Source organism: Nonomuraea diastatica, assembly GCF_004349015.1.
Lineage (GTDB): Bacteria > Actinomycetota > Actinomycetes > Streptosporangiales > Streptosporangiaceae > Nonomuraea > Nonomuraea diastatica.
Map to the genome: position 1 here is coordinate 1 of NZ_SMKP01000227.1, position 15,656 is coordinate 15,656.

General features: G+C 68.0%; 13 protein-coding genes. 6 read left to right on the forward strand and 7 right to left on the reverse strand.

What is annotated here, in order from left to right; genetic code table 11:
* Positions 1–420 precede the first annotated feature (420 nt).
* On the forward strand, positions 421–786 hold the full coding sequence (locus E1294_RS45865; protein ID WP_220448318.1) for a RidA family protein: 366 nt from the start codon (positions 421–423) through the stop codon (positions 784–786).
* 230 nt (positions 787–1,016) lie between these two features.
* Here E1294_RS45865 and E1294_RS45870 read toward each other — a convergent pair whose 3' ends face one another.
* From E1294_RS45870 to E1294_RS45885, 4 genes are all read right to left on the reverse strand, one after another.
* A complete protein-coding gene (locus tag E1294_RS45870; protein ID WP_132518088.1) occupies positions 1,017–2,219 on the reverse strand; it encodes an MFS transporter in 1,203 nt (400 codons plus the stop codon).
* Positions 2,220–2,915: 696 nt separating this feature from the next.
* Positions 2,916–3,494: a dihydrofolate reductase family protein gene (locus tag E1294_RS45875; protein ID WP_220448319.1), complete on the reverse strand. Its 579-nt coding sequence runs from the start codon at positions 3,492–3,494 to the stop codon at positions 2,916–2,918.
* Positions 3,491–5,119 carry an MFS transporter gene (locus tag E1294_RS45880; RefSeq protein ID WP_132518090.1) on the reverse strand — a complete coding sequence of 543 codons (1,629 nt, stop codon included), beginning with the start codon at positions 5,117–5,119 and terminating at the stop codon, positions 3,491–3,493. The genes E1294_RS45875 and E1294_RS45880 overlap by 4 nt, the downstream gene beginning before the upstream one ends.
* A gap of 133 nt (positions 5,120–5,252) precedes the next feature.
* A complete protein-coding gene (locus tag E1294_RS45885) occupies positions 5,253–6,047 on the reverse strand; it encodes an alpha/beta fold hydrolase (RefSeq protein WP_132518092.1) in 795 nt (264 codons plus the stop codon).
* 113 nt (positions 6,048–6,160) lie between these two features.
* On the opposite strand from E1294_RS45885, the gene E1294_RS45890 reads away from it, so the two are divergent.
* The 5 genes from E1294_RS45890 (at position 6,161) to E1294_RS45910 (ending at position 11,217) form a co-directional block, all read left to right on the forward strand.
* Positions 6,161–6,847: a TetR/AcrR family transcriptional regulator gene (locus E1294_RS45890; RefSeq protein ID WP_220448320.1), complete on the forward strand. Its 687-nt coding sequence runs from the start codon at positions 6,161–6,163 to the stop codon at positions 6,845–6,847.
* 485 nt (positions 6,848–7,332) lie between these two features.
* A complete protein-coding gene (locus tag E1294_RS54225; protein ID WP_132518094.1) occupies positions 7,333–7,647 on the forward strand; it encodes a hypothetical protein in 315 nt (104 codons plus the stop codon).
* Positions 7,565–8,332, forward strand: coding sequence for an NAD(P)-binding domain-containing protein (locus E1294_RS45900; RefSeq protein ID WP_132518096.1), 768 nt, complete (start codon positions 7,565–7,567; stop codon positions 8,330–8,332). Before E1294_RS54225 ends, E1294_RS45900 begins: the two co-directional genes overlap by 83 nt.
* 375 nt (positions 8,333–8,707) lie before the next feature.
* On the forward strand, positions 8,708–10,600 hold the full coding sequence (locus E1294_RS45905; RefSeq protein ID WP_220448321.1) for a sensor histidine kinase: 1,893 nt from the start codon (positions 8,708–8,710) through the stop codon (positions 10,598–10,600).
* Positions 10,540–11,217, forward strand: a complete 678-nt coding sequence (locus E1294_RS45910; protein WP_132518098.1) for a response regulator transcription factor — start codon at positions 10,540–10,542, stop codon at positions 11,215–11,217. Before E1294_RS45905 ends, E1294_RS45910 begins: the two co-directional genes overlap by 61 nt.
* Here E1294_RS45910 and E1294_RS45915 read toward each other — a convergent pair whose 3' ends face one another.
* From E1294_RS45915 to E1294_RS55120, 3 genes are all read right to left on the reverse strand, one after another.
* The gene (locus tag E1294_RS45915) at positions 11,218–12,822 is read right to left on the reverse strand and encodes an FAD-binding oxidoreductase (RefSeq protein WP_132518100.1); all 1,605 of its coding nucleotides are present in this window, start codon (positions 12,820–12,822) and stop codon (positions 11,218–11,220) included.
* Positions 12,823–12,880: 58 nt separating this feature from the next.
* Entirely contained in the window at positions 12,881–13,219 is a 339-nt protein-coding gene (locus E1294_RS45920; protein WP_132518102.1) for an RNA ligase family protein, read from the reverse strand.
* 257 nt (positions 13,220–13,476) lie between these two features.
* The gene (locus E1294_RS55120; protein WP_220448322.1) at positions 13,477–14,802 is read right to left on the reverse strand and encodes a dihydrofolate reductase family protein; all 1,326 of its coding nucleotides are present in this window, start codon (positions 14,800–14,802) and stop codon (positions 13,477–13,479) included.
* Positions 14,803–15,656 lie beyond the last annotated feature (854 nt).

Below are 15,656 nucleotides of genomic sequence, written 5' to 3' on the forward strand. Positions count from 1 at the left end.
CAGATACAACGCGACGGCGTCCGCCTTGAACTCCGGCGGATACGACTTCATCGCCACGTGGAACTCCTTGCCTCCGGATTTCCATCATCCGGCACTCAAGGTGTCCACACATCGGGGCGAGGGCCCCAGCTCCCGCGCGACCTGCGCGTTGCTGATCCCTCGTTCGGCGCAAGCCAGCACGATCTTGGCGCGGCTGGCCACCGCAGACGACTCTGCTGACAGGCCGATCAGTCGCGCGCGCTCAGCATCGGCAAGTTGGATCTCCACCGCAGACGGACCTCGATGCGCCATACGTAAAGTGTAAAGATTTGGCCGACGAATTTCAGGCGCATGACACTAGTGCTGTGACCGAAAACGATCACTGGGTGGGGCGGGAGTCGAGCGGCAAGCGCGGCGATCGCGGCTTGCCCCCGATACACCATGATCGAGGCGGGGCGTCGGCATATGTCGCATCAGCATGAGGAGTCACATGGCAGACGCTTCAATCCTTCGGGAGTGAATGGGCGAGCGTTCTCGCAGGGCGTCATCCAGGGCACGGGAGAGGTTGTCCACATCACCGGACAGGTCGCCTGGGACGAGCACGGCGAGGTGGTCGGCGCGGGTGACATCGAGGCGCAGATGGAAAAGAGCATCGACAACGTCCGCCTGATCCTCGCTGCCGTTGGCGGTCGGCTGGACGACATCGTCTCGATGACGATCTACTTCTTGCGCCGCGAGGATCTGCCTTCGATCCAGTGGGTACGGTCCCGGCACTTCTCACCTGGCTCCGCCCCGGCAGTGTGTTGATCCAGGTGCCCGGGGGGCGGCGGTGGCCAGGTCGACGAACTGGGCAGCCGCAACCGCTGACATGCCTGGTAGATCGAGGCTTCGGCCGCCTCCTCGGTCAGCTCGCGGCGGTGAAAAAGTAGTCCCTTTGTCACTGACAGAACCGCATAATCACGGGAAACTCGGCAGAGGGCCCATGAGGGCGATACCCCCTACACCCAAAGGGTTCGCTGAAGCGGTTCCCCAAAGTGTCAACTGCGGACGATGGCCCTGCTGGCACTCGATACGGACACGACGGTCAGGGCGGTAAGGACGGCGGCGAGCCACAGAGCGACGGTGGTGGAGGCCGCATCGACGATGAGGCCACCCAGCAGTGCGCCGAGGGCGATGGCCAGGTTGAACACCACGGTGTTGAGCGCGGTGGCGGCCTCGGCCCTGTCGGGTGCGGCCTTGAAAATCAACATCTGAACGCCGACCGGGACGCCTCCGAAGGCCAGGCCCCACAGAATCAGCAGGATGAGCCCGGTGGCGAGGGTGCCGCCTATCAGCGGGAAGAGCGCCAGGACGGCGGTGAGGAGAACACCTCCAGCGATGACGGTGGCGCGCACGTTGCGCGCGGCGGCACCTCCGGCGATGAATGTGCCGATGACACCGGCGGCGCCGAACCCGAGCAGCATGGGCCCGATGAGGCCGTCGTCGATTCCGGAGATGTCCTGCAGGATCGGGCTGACGAAGGTGTAGGCCGCCATGTGACCGCCGACCAGGAGGAAGGTGGTGATGATGGCGGCGCGGACGACACGGTCAGCGAACAGGGCGAACAGCGCACCCAGCCGGAGGGACTCGGTGGCGGGCATGGTCGGCAGCAGCGGGAACAGGGCGACAACGGCCAGTAGTCCAAGTCCGGCCAGGGTGAGGAAGGCGATGCGCCAGTTGGTGAGCTCGCCGATCAACGTCCCGGCCGGGACGCCCAGGACGTTGGCGGCGGTGGCGCCGCCGAAAGCGATCGAGGTGGCGCGGGCGACATGGGCGCCGGGGACCAGGCGTACGGCGATGCCGGCCGCCAGCGCCCAGAATCCGCCGATACTGATTCCGGCCAGGAACCGCGCGGCCAGCAGGAGCGGGAAGCCGGAAGCGAGGAACGACAGCAAGTTGGCCACCACCATCAAGGTGATCAGGCCGAGTAGGACGGTACGTCGGTCCAGTCGCCCGATCGCGACAGGAACCAGTAGTGCGCTGAAGGAGGCGATCAGGCCGGGCACGGTAAGCATCAGCCCTGCGGTCCCCTCTGAGATCCCGAGGTCGTCACCGACGGAGGTGAGCAAGCCGACCGGCAGTTGTTCCGCGGTTACGACCAGGAAGGTCCCGACTGCGACCGCGATCACGGCCAGCCACTGCTTGAACGACACCCGTTCGGAGACGGGTTCATCGTGGGAGAGGGCTCCGACGCTGTTCATGGTGCTGAACTCCTTGAGGGAGGGTGGGGCGAGGCCTGTCGTTCTCACACGACCGGGCCGGCCGGTCCAGCGCGGTCCTGAGGAGGCGCGGCGGACAGCGGTGGCCGTGACAGCCGGGGCATTCCACCTCGAGGTTTCATGAGTGCCTGGCCGAGCTCGGTGCCGTGCCGTGCCGTCGAGGATCGTGGCCATGCCGCGCGGAACGTGGGGAGAGTCGTGGCCAAGGGCTGCCCAGCCGATGGCGGCAGCGAACAGCGGGGCTTGCCGCGCCAAGGCCGGTGGCCACACCGGAAAGCCGGAAGCGAGGAACGGCAGCGGGACGAACGTGTCGATGGTCAGCACGCCCAGCGCCGCCCACCCGGTTAGTGTCTCGGGGTTGGTCTCTCTCCGGAGTACTGAGCGACCCGATCGGCTCCAGTACTCCAAAGTGGTTCCTGATGGCGTCGGGCTGAGCCCGCGAGCGGCCCACGATGGCCTACTGATGAGAGTGCGATCACCACGGCACCGACGGCGACCAGCCCAGCTCATCGACGCTCGGCGAGACCATCGCCTCACGCATGCCCGCTGCCGCCCCCTGGATCCCGCCACTTGGCTGGCGCGCCAACTTCAGTACCGGATCCGCCGACGCGTTCAGGCTCTCGGCTGTCGAAGGGACCGTGGGGCGTGGCCGGGCGGTCCGTTCAGGGATGTGATGGATCAGGCCGACTTGCGGTACACCAGGATGACAGTCCCGCTGCTGGTGCTCCTTGCCTCGGCAAGATGCAGTTGCCTGGCAGGCAAGTCGTCGAACAGCCGCTGTCCCTTGCCGACCACCACGGGGTGCACCAGCAGCCGAAGCTCATCGAGGAGATCCTGCTGCAGCAGCGAGCGGATGAGGCTTACGCTTCCGCCCACGCCGATGTCCTTGCCCGGCTGTCGTTTCAGCTCGTCGATGGAGGTGGCGAGGTCGCCCTTGAGCAGGACACTGTTGTTCCACTCGAGGGTCTCGAGGGTGTCGGAGAAGACGTACTTGCGCATGTTGTTGAACATGGTCGCGAAGGGCTCATCGGTGGAGGTGGGCCAGTAGGCGGCCCAGTCCAAGTAGGTGACGCGACCGAGCAAGACGGCGTCCTGGGCGTGGAGCTGAGCTTCCATCTCGGCAGCCATCTCTTCGTCGAAGTCGTGCTGCCACTGATCGGGCGCTTCCACGACTCCGTCCAGGGAGATGAACAGACCGGCGAAGACCTTGCGCATGATGTTTGTTCCTTCGGTAACGGTGGTGGTCGAAATGGTCATACAGGGGTGTTTGTGGGTGAGCCGCTGAGGTTGGTCGTGGCTGCGGCGACAGCCGGCTCGCTCATGTCCGGCTGCTCTGGTTCGCTGTGGCCGGTGGAACGGATCCCATGTAGTACCAGCGCGGTGGCGATGGCGAGCGCGACGAAGATGACGATGCTGACGGCGGCTACCGTGGTGAGGCCTGAAGTGAACGCGGCACGGGCGTTGTCGAGGAGTTCCGCGCCGATCCCGGCAGGCAGGTGCGGTACGGCGATCACCGCACCGATGATTCCCTCCTGCGCGCTCTCGACAGCTTGGACCGGCACTTCAGTGGGTACCGTGAGCCGGGCGCGGTAAATGGCGGTGCCCACGCTTCCAAGGGCGGCGATGCCCAGTGCGACACCGAGTTCGCCGCTGGTTTCGGACAGTGCCGAGGCTGACCCGGCACGTTCGGGTGGTGCAGCGCCGATGATGAGGTCTTGTATCAGCGGCAATCCGATGCCGACACCGACCATGATGATGACGAACGCGGGGATCAGCACTGCCAGCCCATCCGCAGCAGGGGTCTGCGTCAAGACTGCGAAACCCACTGCCGACAGCGCCATTCCAGCAGTGATGAGGCCGCCCGGAGGGAACCGGCGGCTCAGGCGCGGTGCCAGGTTGCTGGCGACGACCATCCCCAGCACCGCTGGCAGTTGCCACAATCCGGCGTGCAGCGGCGACAGATTCGCGACCGTCTGCAGATAGAGGTTGATCAGCAGCCAGACACCGCCCATGACGGCTCCGCTCAGCAACCCGAGACTCAACGCGGCGGACACCTGGCGGCTGGCGAACAGGCGCAGGTCCAGCAGCGGGACTGCGAGGATGCGCTGGCGATGGACGAACACCGCCCCCAGCGCCAGGCCGGCCACAGTGGCTACCGCCGCTCCAGGCCGCGGCCCGTTGGCGGCCAGGTCCTTCAACCCGTAGATCACCGGCAGGATCGCTGCCAGCGAGAGCGCTACGCTGAGCGGGTCCAGCCGTCCCGCCTGGGCTGGGTCACGGTATTCGGGCAGCAGCACAGGGCCGATCACCACCAGAAGCAGCATCACTGGGACACCCAGCAGGAACGCTGAGCCCCACCAGAAGTTCTGCAGCAGAGCGCCGCCCACCACCGGGCCCACCGCGACGCCGCCCATGAAACAGCTGACCCAGACTGCCAACGCCATTGTCCGCTGCTTGGGATCGCGGAACATGTTGCTGATCAGCGCCAAGGTGGAGGGCATCAGGGTTGCGCCGGCGATCCCCAGCAGGGCACGGGCAATGATCAACATCTCTGGACTGATGGAGTAAGCGGCCAGGGCTGAAGCAACCCCGAACATGACGGCGCCGATCAGCAACAGCCGACGACGACCGATACGGTCGCCCAGCGTTCCCATGGTGACCAGAAACCCAGCGAGCAAGAATCCGTAGATGTCAGTGATCCAGAGCTGCTGAGTACCGCTGGCGCCGAGTTCCGTCGCCAATTGCGGTAGCGCCAGATACAACACGCTGGTGTCCAAGGCCAGCAGCAACGTGGGCAGGGCCAGCACCACCAGCCCGATCCACTCCCGTCGCGTCGCCCGAGGCGGCACTGAGGACGAGGTCACGATTCCTTCTCCTCTCATCGGACCACCCATCTGGCGGTCACCGGGACACCTGTATCCGGGGGTCTGGTAACCACGAACCAAGCTGGTAGCCGCGGAGTTCTGATCTGACCGCCCGCGACACAGCGCTCCGGAAGGGTGCGGCGGGACGGCGCTAGCTCAGGATCTTGTGGAGGGTCTGGGCGAACTCCGCCGGCTGGGCGTCGAAGCCGCCGTGGTCACCGGGGAAGTCGACCAGCGGCGTGCCGAGCTGTTCTGCGAGCGCAGCGGCGGCACGCTGGGGGAAGGTGCCTTTGGAGTCCCCGCCGCCCGCGGCCACGATCCGGGTGGATGCCGTGCGCAGGGCGGCGATGTCGGGTTCGTACAGCGTGATCGGCAGGAGAGCATGGCCGAACAGGCGCTCGCCCGCGGCCACCTCTTCGGCAGACGGCTCCTGTGGCTCACCCTCCGGCATGGGGGGAGCCTCGAATCCGCCGAAATCAAAGAACATGCCCCAGGCCGGCCCCTGGCCGTGGGCACGGTAGGTGTCATAGATGTCATGGATCGAGGCACGGGCCTTCTCCCTGTCCGGCAGCAGCTCGGCGAGGGGAGGATCGTGGGCCACGAGAGTGCGCAGCCGGTCCGGGTACTTGGCGACCAGCGCGAGGCCGATGACCGCGCCGCCACTGTTGCCGAACATGTGCACGGGCTCTGATCCCACGAGGTCGAGCACCGCCTTGACGTCGTCGGCGAGCACCTCGGGAATCGCATCCTGGTTGCGGTCGGCGATCGCGCTGCGGCCGAATCCCCTCGGATCGATCGTGACGACGGTGTAGTGCCCGGTCAGTGCCGAGACGAGCGGGGCGAAGCCGCTGCTGTCCATGGGGTGGCCGATGACCGCGAGCACCGGCCCGCTGCCTTGAACTTCGTAGTAGAGCCGGGCACCCGGCACTTCCACGGTGTGCGACATTGCTGCTCCTCTATCGGCGAAGGCTCGTTGATGGAACTAGACGGTATGGTACTGAAAGTAGTACGGAACTGTCCAGTACAATCCGTGGACAGTTCGAGTCCGAGGAAGGTGCCGTGAATCCACAAGAGCGGGCGCAGCAGAGCAACGGTCAGCCAGCGGCCGCAATGCCAGGCGATGACATGGAGGTCGGCCGCACCGCGCGGAAGCGGCGCGCAATCCTGCAGGCAGCCACCGAGGTGTTCCTGCAAAGCGGCTACCTAGGAGCGAGCATGGACCAGGTGGCCGCCCGAGCCGCCGTGTCCAAGCAGACTGTCTACAAGCAGTTCGAAGATAAGGAACACCTCTTCGCCGAGATCATCCTGGGCACCAACGATCAAGTGGTGAGCGGATTCGCGCAAGCCGCCAACGATCTCGACCAGACCACCGACGCGCAGCAGGGCCTTCGCAAAGTCGCACGCGGCTTCATCGAAATCCTCACCCAGCCGGACGTCATCCGATTGCGCCGTCTGGTCATGGCTGAGGCCGACCGGTTCCCCGCCCTCTCCGGAGCCTGGTTCGAGCGCGGCTTCCACCGATCGCTGGTGCTGCTGGGTGAGGCGATGCAGCGACTGGCCGATCGCGGGATCCTGCGGGATCTCCCCGATCCGACCCTGGCCGCTTACCAGTTCGCCGGGCTCATCATGTACAAACCGATGAACCAGGTGATGTTCCTCGGCACGCTGGCCGGGCCGCCCGTCGACGAACTCGAACGCATCGCCGACGAGGCGGTGAAGGTGTTCCTGGCAGCCTATTCACACTGACCAAGGGCCGTCCAAGGCAGGTGGCGAGCATTCTGGGCGCCTGTGGAGGAGGCGGCGGGCCGGGACATGGTTGTGTGGAGGGCCTGGGCCGGTCTTGTGGAGGAGCCCGGTAGCGGCCCATCGGGACTGGTTCACATCTCCGTTGCAGAAGCCGGGAGACAAGCTCCTTGCGAGGATGAGGACGCGGTCGTCCGTCGCTGCATTGCCATGGTGTCGCGGCGGGAGATCTCGTCCTCGCAGAGGACCTGAAGGAAGTCGATATGGCCGCTTCTGTGCGGCCCTTTTGTGGAGCCGACGGGCTGCCCGCACAGGGAGGCGCGCGAGGATGCGTGCCGGGAGGTGGAGGAGCGTGGTCGGGGCGGCGCCGTGGCCCGCCGGATAGTTTGCCACGAGAGCCCCGATCGGGCTCGCCAAAGTGTTGATCTTGACGGCCGGTGGGTTCGTGCGGCGAGGACCGTCCTCCCGCTGTCGAGAGGTGGTGTCGGATGTTCACCGGGCACATTTATGAAGTCGGAATGGTGGTGGCCGTCGACCAGGCTCGTATCGCGGTCAGTGCACCCAAGGCCGCTGCGGGCGCGCTGGGTTCGATCTGCCTGAACGGTGTTGGGCTGACGGTTGTCCAGACCGAGCACGAGACGGACGTACGGGAAGCCGGGCTTACGGCCGAGACCCGGCGCAGATCGACCCTGGACCAGATTCAGCCCGGCACGCGGGTCAATGTGGAGGCGCCTTTGGCCCTGGCGACCCGCTGGGTGGTCACCTGGTCCAGGGCGCCGTGGATGGCGTGGGCAAGATTGTGAGAGTCGACGACGACGTGCCGCACTGCCGCCGCCCGGGCGGACGTACCGGCTCGGGTGGCCGCCTGCATCGGCGGGAACGGGGAATAACCGTGCCGATCATCGACGTCTGGCGCAACACCCGACTCAGCGCTTCCTGCAGGCCTCCCGCTTCGAGCTGCCCGTCCAGCTCGGCACCACCGTGACCGTGCTGCGCCGACCCGACGGCGCAGGTTTCGAGGCGGTCACCTACACCAGCGACGGGGTCGTGGTCGCCACCGGGCCGTTCCAGCAGCCCCACATCCCCGACCTGCCGCTTCCGCCCGAGATCGTCTCCCTGCACAGCTCCGACCACCGCAGCCCTGCCCAGCTGCCCGACGGGCCCGTCCTGGTCGTGGGCGGCGGCAACTCCGGCGTGCAGATCGCCGCCGAGTTCGCCGCGACCCAGCCGGTCACCCTGGCCCTCGGCGCTCGGCAGCCGGTCCTGCCGCAGCGCATCGACGGCACCGACGTCTTCACCTGGCTGCAGGCGCTCGGCCTGGTCCGCGCGCCGGTCACCAGCCGGCTGGGCCGCCGCATCCGCGACCGCGACCCCCTGATCGGCCTGGGCCCGCGCGGCCTGCGCCGGCTCGGGGTGCGCATCGTCGACCGCATCGCCGGAGCCGACGGTCCGCTGCTGCGCACCGCCTCCGGCCAGGCCCTAGGCTAATCTGCGGAGAAAGTTGTAGATCATCAGTCCGAAACCGGGATACGCATCGAGGCTGAGCGCTTGGTAGTGCATTCGGACGCGCCCCCGACCCTGGCACCGCGAGATCCTCGAACGTGCCCGAGGTCACCGACCTCGTTGAGGTCCCAGATCACGGCGAAGTCCAGGCTCGATGAGTAGAGGTCGCCGATCAGGCGTTCGGCTTCCGGGGATGGGGCAAGCCCACCGGCCGAGTTCGAGACGGAAGGTGGCGACGGCAAGCTTCGTCTCGTGGCACCGACCGTCGACCCGGGGTGGCCGGGATCGTAAGTCTCGTGGAGGGGTGAGGTGGAGCGAGGCAGAAGGTTTGTCGGGTATACGAGCGCGCCCCTGCGAGGCGTGGCGCTGGCAGGGCTCGCGCTGCTGGGACTGCCGCTCCTGGTCGTGATCTTCGTGGGCGCGCACGCAGGCCTGCCGTCTCCGGTGTTCTTCGTCGAGCAGGGCCGCCGGCTGCCGGCGCTGGCCCGGCGGCTGGCCGCCCGATGGGGTGGCGTGGAGATCGCCTCGCCCTACCGTCCGGCTCCGCCGCCGCCCGTACGCGATCCCGACGGCTGGTATCGCGACGGCGACGCCCTGTTCCGCTCGGCGTTCCTGCCCGACTACCTGGCGCGGCTGGGGTGGATCGCCCGCGATCCGGCGACCGCCCGCGACCTGTCGTGGATGATGCTCAACCCGCTGGTCGGCGGCGTGCTGGCGGGACTCGCGCCGGCGCTGATCGGCGGCGGGCTCACGGCGCTGTGGTTCCACCGCCCGGCCGGCGCCGCAGCGATGCTGCTCGGCCTCGCGCTCGGACCCCGGCTGCTGCGCCTGCACGCCCGCTGGACCCGGGTGCTGCTCGCGCCGTCGTCACGCCGCGTTCCGGGCCGCGTCGCTGAGGCCATCGGGGCGAGGGTCGTCGCAGGGGCGCGTCTGTGCGCGAGCGTCGCGCTGTCCGGGGTGGCGATGGTGTTCGCCGTGGCCCAGGTGGTGACGATCGGGCTGATGCCGGTGCGGCTGTGGCCTGAGACGGTGCTGGGCTCGCGTCGTTTCGTGTCCTGGCGCCGGGCCCGGATCGGCGAGTGGACGGGCGTGCGGATCGCCGAGCCGTACCACCCCGAGCCGCCGCTGCCCGACCCTGAGCCGGACGGGTCGTACCGGCTGGGATGGGGGCCGATCGGCACGGTCTACCAGACGCGAGGAGCCGCCGTGCGGGCGCGGCGGTTCGGGTGGATGGTAGGCGACCGGGCCTCGTGGCGGGATCTGGCGTGGTCGTTCCTGGAGGTGCCCGTCGCCGCCGTGCTCTTCACCGGGCCGGCCGTGCTGATCGTCGGCGGGCTGGGCGTGATGTGCTGGCTGTGGTTGTGGACCGAGGCGCTGGGGCTCCTCACCGGGCTGACGTGGTCGCCCGACGACCTGCTGTACGCCGCCGTACCGGCGTGGTCGAGCGTCCCGGCTCCGGTGGCCGGTCTGGTCGCCGCCGCCTTTGGCATGGCGGTCGCTCCGGCGTTGCTGCGCTGCCATGCCCTGCTGAGCCGATCACTGCTCGGCCCGACCAGGGCGGCGCTGCTGACGAGCCGGGTGGACACGCTGACCAGCAGCCGCGCCCAGATCCGGGACGCCCAAGCCGCCGAGCTGCGCCGGATCGAACGCGACCTGCACGACGGCGCGCAGGCCCGGTGGGTGGCCGTCGGGATGACGCTGGGGACGGCGGAAGGGCTCTTCGATCAGGATCCCGAGGCGGCCAAGGCGATGATCGCCGGCGCCAAGGACATGTCGGTGCTCGCGCTCGGCGAGCTGCGCGAGCTCATCCAGGGCATCCATCCGCCGGTGCTCGCCGATCGCGGGCTCGCCGACGCCGTACGCACCCTGGCGATGGACGCTCCGCTGGAGGCGGAGGTTCGCGTGCGCCTGTCGGGCCGGGTGGCCGCACCGATCGAGGCGGCGGTCTACTTCGCCGTGTCCGAGCTGCTGACCAACGCCGCCAAGCACGCCGCCGCGTCAAGGGTCCTGGTGGAGCTGCGCCACGCGGACGGCATGCTGACGGTCACCGTAACCGATGACGGGCCGGGCGGCGCCGTGGCCCGGCGCGGGGGCGGGCTGCACGGCATCCGGCGCCGCCTCGACGGATTCGACGGAGTTCTGATCCTGTCCAGCCCAGAGGGCGGACCGACCGTTGCTACCTTGGAGATTCCATGCGCGTTGTCCTCGCCGAGGACGTCTACCTCCTCCGAGAAGGGCTCACCCACCTCCTGAGAGCTCACGGCATCGAGATCGTGGCCGCGGTGGACACCGGCGAGGAACTACTCGACGCCCTGGCCAGGCACCAGCCGGACGTCGCGATCGTGGACGTGCGCCTGCCGCCCAGCTACACCGACGAAGGGGTGCAAGCCGCCATCGAGGCCCGCACCCGCCATCCCGGCTTTCCCGTACTGGTCCTGTCGCAGTATGTCGAGCAGATCTACGCCCGCGAGTTGCTGGCCGACGGCGCCGGAGGCGTCGGTTACCTGCTCAAGGACCGGGTGTTCGACACGGGCCACTTCGTCGACGCGCTGCGCCGGGTCGCGGCCGGCGGCACCGCCATGGACCCGCAGGTGATCGCGAAGCTGCTCGGCGGCACCTCGCCCCTGCACCCGGTCGCGTCGCTGAGCCCGCGCGAGCGCGAGGTGCTCCAGCTCATGGCGCAGGGGCGCTCGAACGCCGCCATCGCCGGTCAGCTCAACATCAGCGAGGGTACGGGCGGCAAGCACATCGCCGCCATCTTCGCCAAGCTCGGCCTGGAGGCCACCGACGACACCAACCGCCGGGTCCTGGCCGTGCTGGCGTTCCTCAACCACGCACGGCCGGGGCCGTCGGACTTCGCTGGGCCTTGATCAACGGGTGGGCCGGACGGACAGGGCATGCCGGAACACCCCGCGCGGGTCCCAGCGGGCCTTCACCCGCTGCAGCCGCGGGTAGTTGCCGCCGTAGTAGAGCGTGGACCAGGGCACGCCGGAGGTGTTCCACGCCGGATCGGCCAGATCGATGTCGGGATAGTTGATGTAGGCGCCACCGTTGGCGCCGCCCGGGACCGGTACGCCGCCCGTGTCGGCGTACATCGCCTGGTAGAAGCGCCGCACCCACGCGATGCGCTCGGCGCTCTCCCCCTCCGTCCAGGTGCCGAGATAGAGCGCCTTGAGGATCGAGTCGCGGTCGGCCACGGCGGTCGCGCCGGCGGCCACGGTGTTGACCTGCCCGCCGTACGACGCCAGCAGCATCACTCCGCTCGAAGAGGCCGGACCGGCCACGCTGAGGTGGTCGTAAGCGACCCCGATCTGCCGATCGGTGAACCGCCGGCGCAGCTGGGCGGATTTGGCCTTGAACCGCCCGGACTCCTGGTCGCTACCGAGCGCTTGCGTGCTCACCGCGTGGTACCACGGCAGCCGTCGCACCGCAGGGATGTACGCCCGCGCCCGCACTCCCCGCGTCAGCGCCGCGAAGTACTCGGTGAGCAGGCGGTCGGCGTTCGGAACGTAAGCGTCCATCATGGTCGGCAGGATCATGCCGCCGGGAACCGCCCCCTGCGCGCGGCTCTGGATGATCAGCGCGCTCCAGAGGCCCGCGTACGGCGAGCCGGGAGCGCTGTTGCCCTCGTGCCACTCGCCGTGGTTGCGCAGCAAGGTAGTGAAGGACTCTTCGGTCATATCACTCCACGACCAGGCCGGGTGGCAGACCAGCAGGGCCGGTGGCGGCTGAGGCAGCAGCGTACGGGGATCCTTGCCCTTCGCCTTCGGGTCGCGCATCCAATAGCGCGTCACGACGCCGAAGTTTCCCCCTCCGCCGCCCGTGTGCGCCCACCACAGGTCATGGTTGGGGTCGGACGGGTTCCTCGTGGCGATCACCGCTCGTGCCCGCCCCGAACGGTCCACCACCACGACCTCCACGGCATGCAGGTAGTCGACCACCGAGCCCAACCGGCGCGAATGCTGGCCGTAGCCGCCGCCGGCGATGTGGCCGCCGGCCGTCACCCCGCCGCACTGGCCTCCGGGAATCGTCACCCCCCAGCCCAGGTACAGCTTCCGGTACACGTCCATCAACGTCGCGCCCGGCTCGATCGCGAACGCGCCGCGCTTGTCGTCGAAGTACACCTCCGACATCTCACACATGTCGATCACGACCTGCGCGCCGTCACCGACGAAGTTCTCGTAGCAGTGGCCACCGCTGCGCACGGTGACCCGCTTACCGGCTTTGACAGCCTCCTCCACGGCCTTCTCCACCTGCTCGGTCGAGCCGACCACGTGGAAGTACTCCGGTCTGGGGTTGAACCGCAGGTTCGTCCGGCGCACGACGAGATCCTCATAGCGTGGATCACGCGGGGCTATCCGGACCGGCCCCAGTTCCTGAGCCCCCGCACGTGACGGCGTGCCAAGGCCCAGCACCGCCGTTCCGCCGACTGCCGCCGCCCCTCCCATGAATCCGCGACGAGTCACCTTGCTCACGATCGACCACCTCCTGCTCGCAGCTGAAATCCGTGCGATGGCAACGCTAGGAGCGTGATCACCGGGCGGACAACCGCCTTAGCACCCGTCTGAGATGGGAGGTAACAGCCAGCCAGCCGCCGCACGCACCGCCCATACCTCGGTTGCGCACGACCGTGCCGCCCAAGGACAGTGCCGCCCTGGCTGCTTGTTCCAGTTCGCCGCGCAGCAGTTGCCAGCCGAAGAATGCCTCCTCTCCGCGCAGCCATGCCTTGCGCTTACCGATGCGGAGTTCCCGGCCGTCGTAGGCGATAACCATCTGCGCTCCGTGGATCTTCTCAGTCGCGATCCAGATGCCGTTGGCGGCGACGGCGGCGCTCGACGCAACGGGGATCTTGGGGAAAGGCACATGACGCATGGCAGAAGTCTCCTGTGTCCACCACCAAGATCAATCTCACCGATAACGGCTGTACCGCATCAACCCCGTACTCGCGTTCGGACTCGGCCATCCCGGCAAAGATCGCGAACAGTGCGGCTCCGTGCCCGCTCGGGTCGTACACGCCCTGCAACGGGCCAGCAGCTCCAGCTGGATATCGGCCAGCCACCGCTGTTCGGCGATGGTCAGCAGCTCGGCCGCGCCCCGCCCCAGGCGCTTCATCTCGTGCACTGTGAAGATCACCTGCTGATGCGGAACCGTATTTCGGTCATCGCTCCAATCTCGTAAACCCCGGTCTTGTCGAGCGTGATGTTCTCCAAGCCGGGGCTGTCGAACAGCCGCAGGCCCGCGCCGAGCAGCACGGGCATCACCGCGACATGAAGCTCATCGACGAGGCCGGCGCGCAGTACCTGTTGGATCACATCGGCACCGAGTACCTGGACGATCTTGTTTTGTGCGGCCACGTTGGCTGCGGCGATCGCCGACTCGACGCCATCGGTCACGAAGGTGAAGGTCAGGTGCTTGTCCTGTTTCGGAGTGACCCGCGGCGGTTGGTGGGTGAGCACGAAGATGGGGACCTGGAACTCATAATTGCCGACGTACCAGTCCGGGTCGTCGGCCATGTCGAACGACCGTCTGCCCATGACGACGGCGCCGGTCTGGTCGTCAGAGCCGGACGCGCTGACGTAGGCTGAGCCCGGCACCCACGACCAGGCCGTACCGTCCCAGTGCATGGTGATCGTGGTACTCCTGCTGCCGTCCTCGTAGTCGAACATGCTGCGGGTCCCGATCGCCCACACGTTGCCGGGACCGTGAGCGACGACGCGGGTGAGCCTGATTGTCGGGATGCTGCCGTCCGGCTGGCCCTGGCTGTTGATCTCCTTGCTTGGTGTGCGATCCTCGGGCGCGGGGATCAGCTGCCATGACCGGCCGTCCCAGCGCATGGTCGCCGCCTGCGAGTCGGAGACCCCCTGCGCGAGCGGCTGGCCGGTGCCGCCGACCGCCCACACCTGGTCGGGCGCCGCCGCCGACACCGACACCGCCCAGGCGGGCAGATGCATGACCGTCCAGGCCCGCCCGTCCCAGTGCGCGGCGTGATCCCCGACCACCACCCACACGTCGTCGGGCGCGAGGGCGGTGGCACTGGCCCGCTCGCCCGGGTTGTAATCCACGTCCGGTAGCGGAATCTGGCTCCAGCGCTCGCCATCCCAGTGGTGCGCGGCCAGGGCAGCGGTGGCGGCGAAGATCCAGACGTCGCGCGGTCCGGTCGCCACCAGCGAGGGAAACCTCCCGTCATCTTTGGAGCCCCACGTCACCTCGGGTGCGGGGTGCTCGCGCCAACGCCGGCCGTCGAAGTGCAGGAGCAGCATCTGGCCGATGCCTTCGTGCGGGCTGCCGAGCGCCCACACGTCGCGCGGACCGCTGGCTGCGACCGCTTTCAGCCGGGTTCCGCGCCAGCCGCCGATGTGCTCGAGCTGCCAGCCCCGGCCCCGGGCTGTACGGACTGGAGAGGGTTTGGGGATTGCCGCGCTGGCACTGGGGGAGGTGGCGGTCGGTGCAGGCACACCTCGCGGCGGCGGACCGGCGGCGCGCCCCGCACCTAGGACGGGCGGTGACCTCGTTCAGCGACGATCTCCAGATCTGACACCTTGCAACCCCCGTCTATGGCATGCGCGACTCCCCGGCAGTGTACGGAGCGCCACTCGCACCCATTCAAATACGCCCTGGCCATGGACCCGCGTTCAGCGGCGGTCAGCAGGGTGCGTAAAGCTTCCCGGCCGAGGGTGAAGAGGCGCGGCCGGGAAGACGGCTCAAGTCGAGCAGTTTACGAATAGATCAGCTGGTGAAGGGCCCCTTGCGGGTATAACACTTCCACGTGCCAGGCGGATCAGGAGGCGCAATACTGACTCGGGCGGACTGACTGCACTGTATGGGAGTGGGTGACCTCACGACCGGGTGCGAGGCTGTACCTGGACGGTGTCGCCTTGACGCAGTAATTGAGCTGCGTCTGATTGTCCGCGCCCAGTACCGTGAGCCCGCCCGGGAAGCTTCGACTCTCGCCTTCCGCGACGAGGACGGTCCAGGGGGAACCAGAGGCCGTCAGCAGGCACAGGTAGCCACCGGGGCAGTAGGGGATGGAGGCGGTCTGTTCGGCGGCGGCGGTCGTCTGCGTCAGTGTCACGGTTGCGAAGACGATCGAGGCGCCGGCCAGAGCACGCCGCCACGTCGAGCGACCAGTCATGCTGCTCCCTGCGGTAAGAAGGTGTTCAACCCATTCGGACGGGGACTCTAGTACTACATTCGCAGATCTTGGGGTAGGGGGTCGCCTCGTTGGCGGTAGTGGCTGATCAGGGCTCGGGTTTGGTGGACAAGCCGGAAATGTGACCAGGACAGCACATGGTCGATGGCGGTGGCCGCG

Bases quoted from the DNA above. Each gene is read 5' to 3' on its own strand.
- E1294_RS45900 (WP_132518096.1), top strand. From the start codon at position 7,565: ATGTGGAGGCGCCTTTGGCCCTGGCGACCCGCTGGGTGGTCACCTGGT.
- E1294_RS54225 (WP_132518094.1), top strand. From the start codon at position 7,333: ATGTTCACCGGGCACATTTATGAAGTCGGAATGGTGGTGGCCGTCGAC.
- E1294_RS45875 (WP_220448319.1), bottom strand. From the start codon at position 3,494: ATGACCATTTCGACCACCACCGTTACCGAAGGAACAAACATCATGCGC.
- E1294_RS45865 (WP_220448318.1), top strand. From the start codon at position 421: ATGATCGAGGCGGGGCGTCGGCATATGTCGCATCAGCATGAGGAGTCA.
- E1294_RS45910 (WP_132518098.1), top strand. From the start codon at position 10,540: ATGCGCGTTGTCCTCGCCGAGGACGTCTACCTCCTCCGAGAAGGGCTC.
- E1294_RS45920 (WP_132518102.1), bottom strand. From the start codon at position 13,219: ATGCGTCATGTGCCTTTCCCCAAGATCCCCGTTGCGTCGAGCGCCGCC.
- E1294_RS45885 (WP_132518092.1), bottom strand. From the start codon at position 6,047: ATGTCGCACACCGTGGAAGTGCCGGGTGCCCGGCTCTACTACGAAGTT.
- E1294_RS45880 (WP_132518090.1), bottom strand. From the start codon at position 5,119: ATGAGAGGAGAAGGAATCGTGACCTCGTCCTCAGTGCCGCCTCGGGCG.
- E1294_RS45870 (WP_132518088.1), bottom strand. From the start codon at position 2,219: ATGAACAGCGTCGGAGCCCTCTCCCACGATGAACCCGTCTCCGAACGG.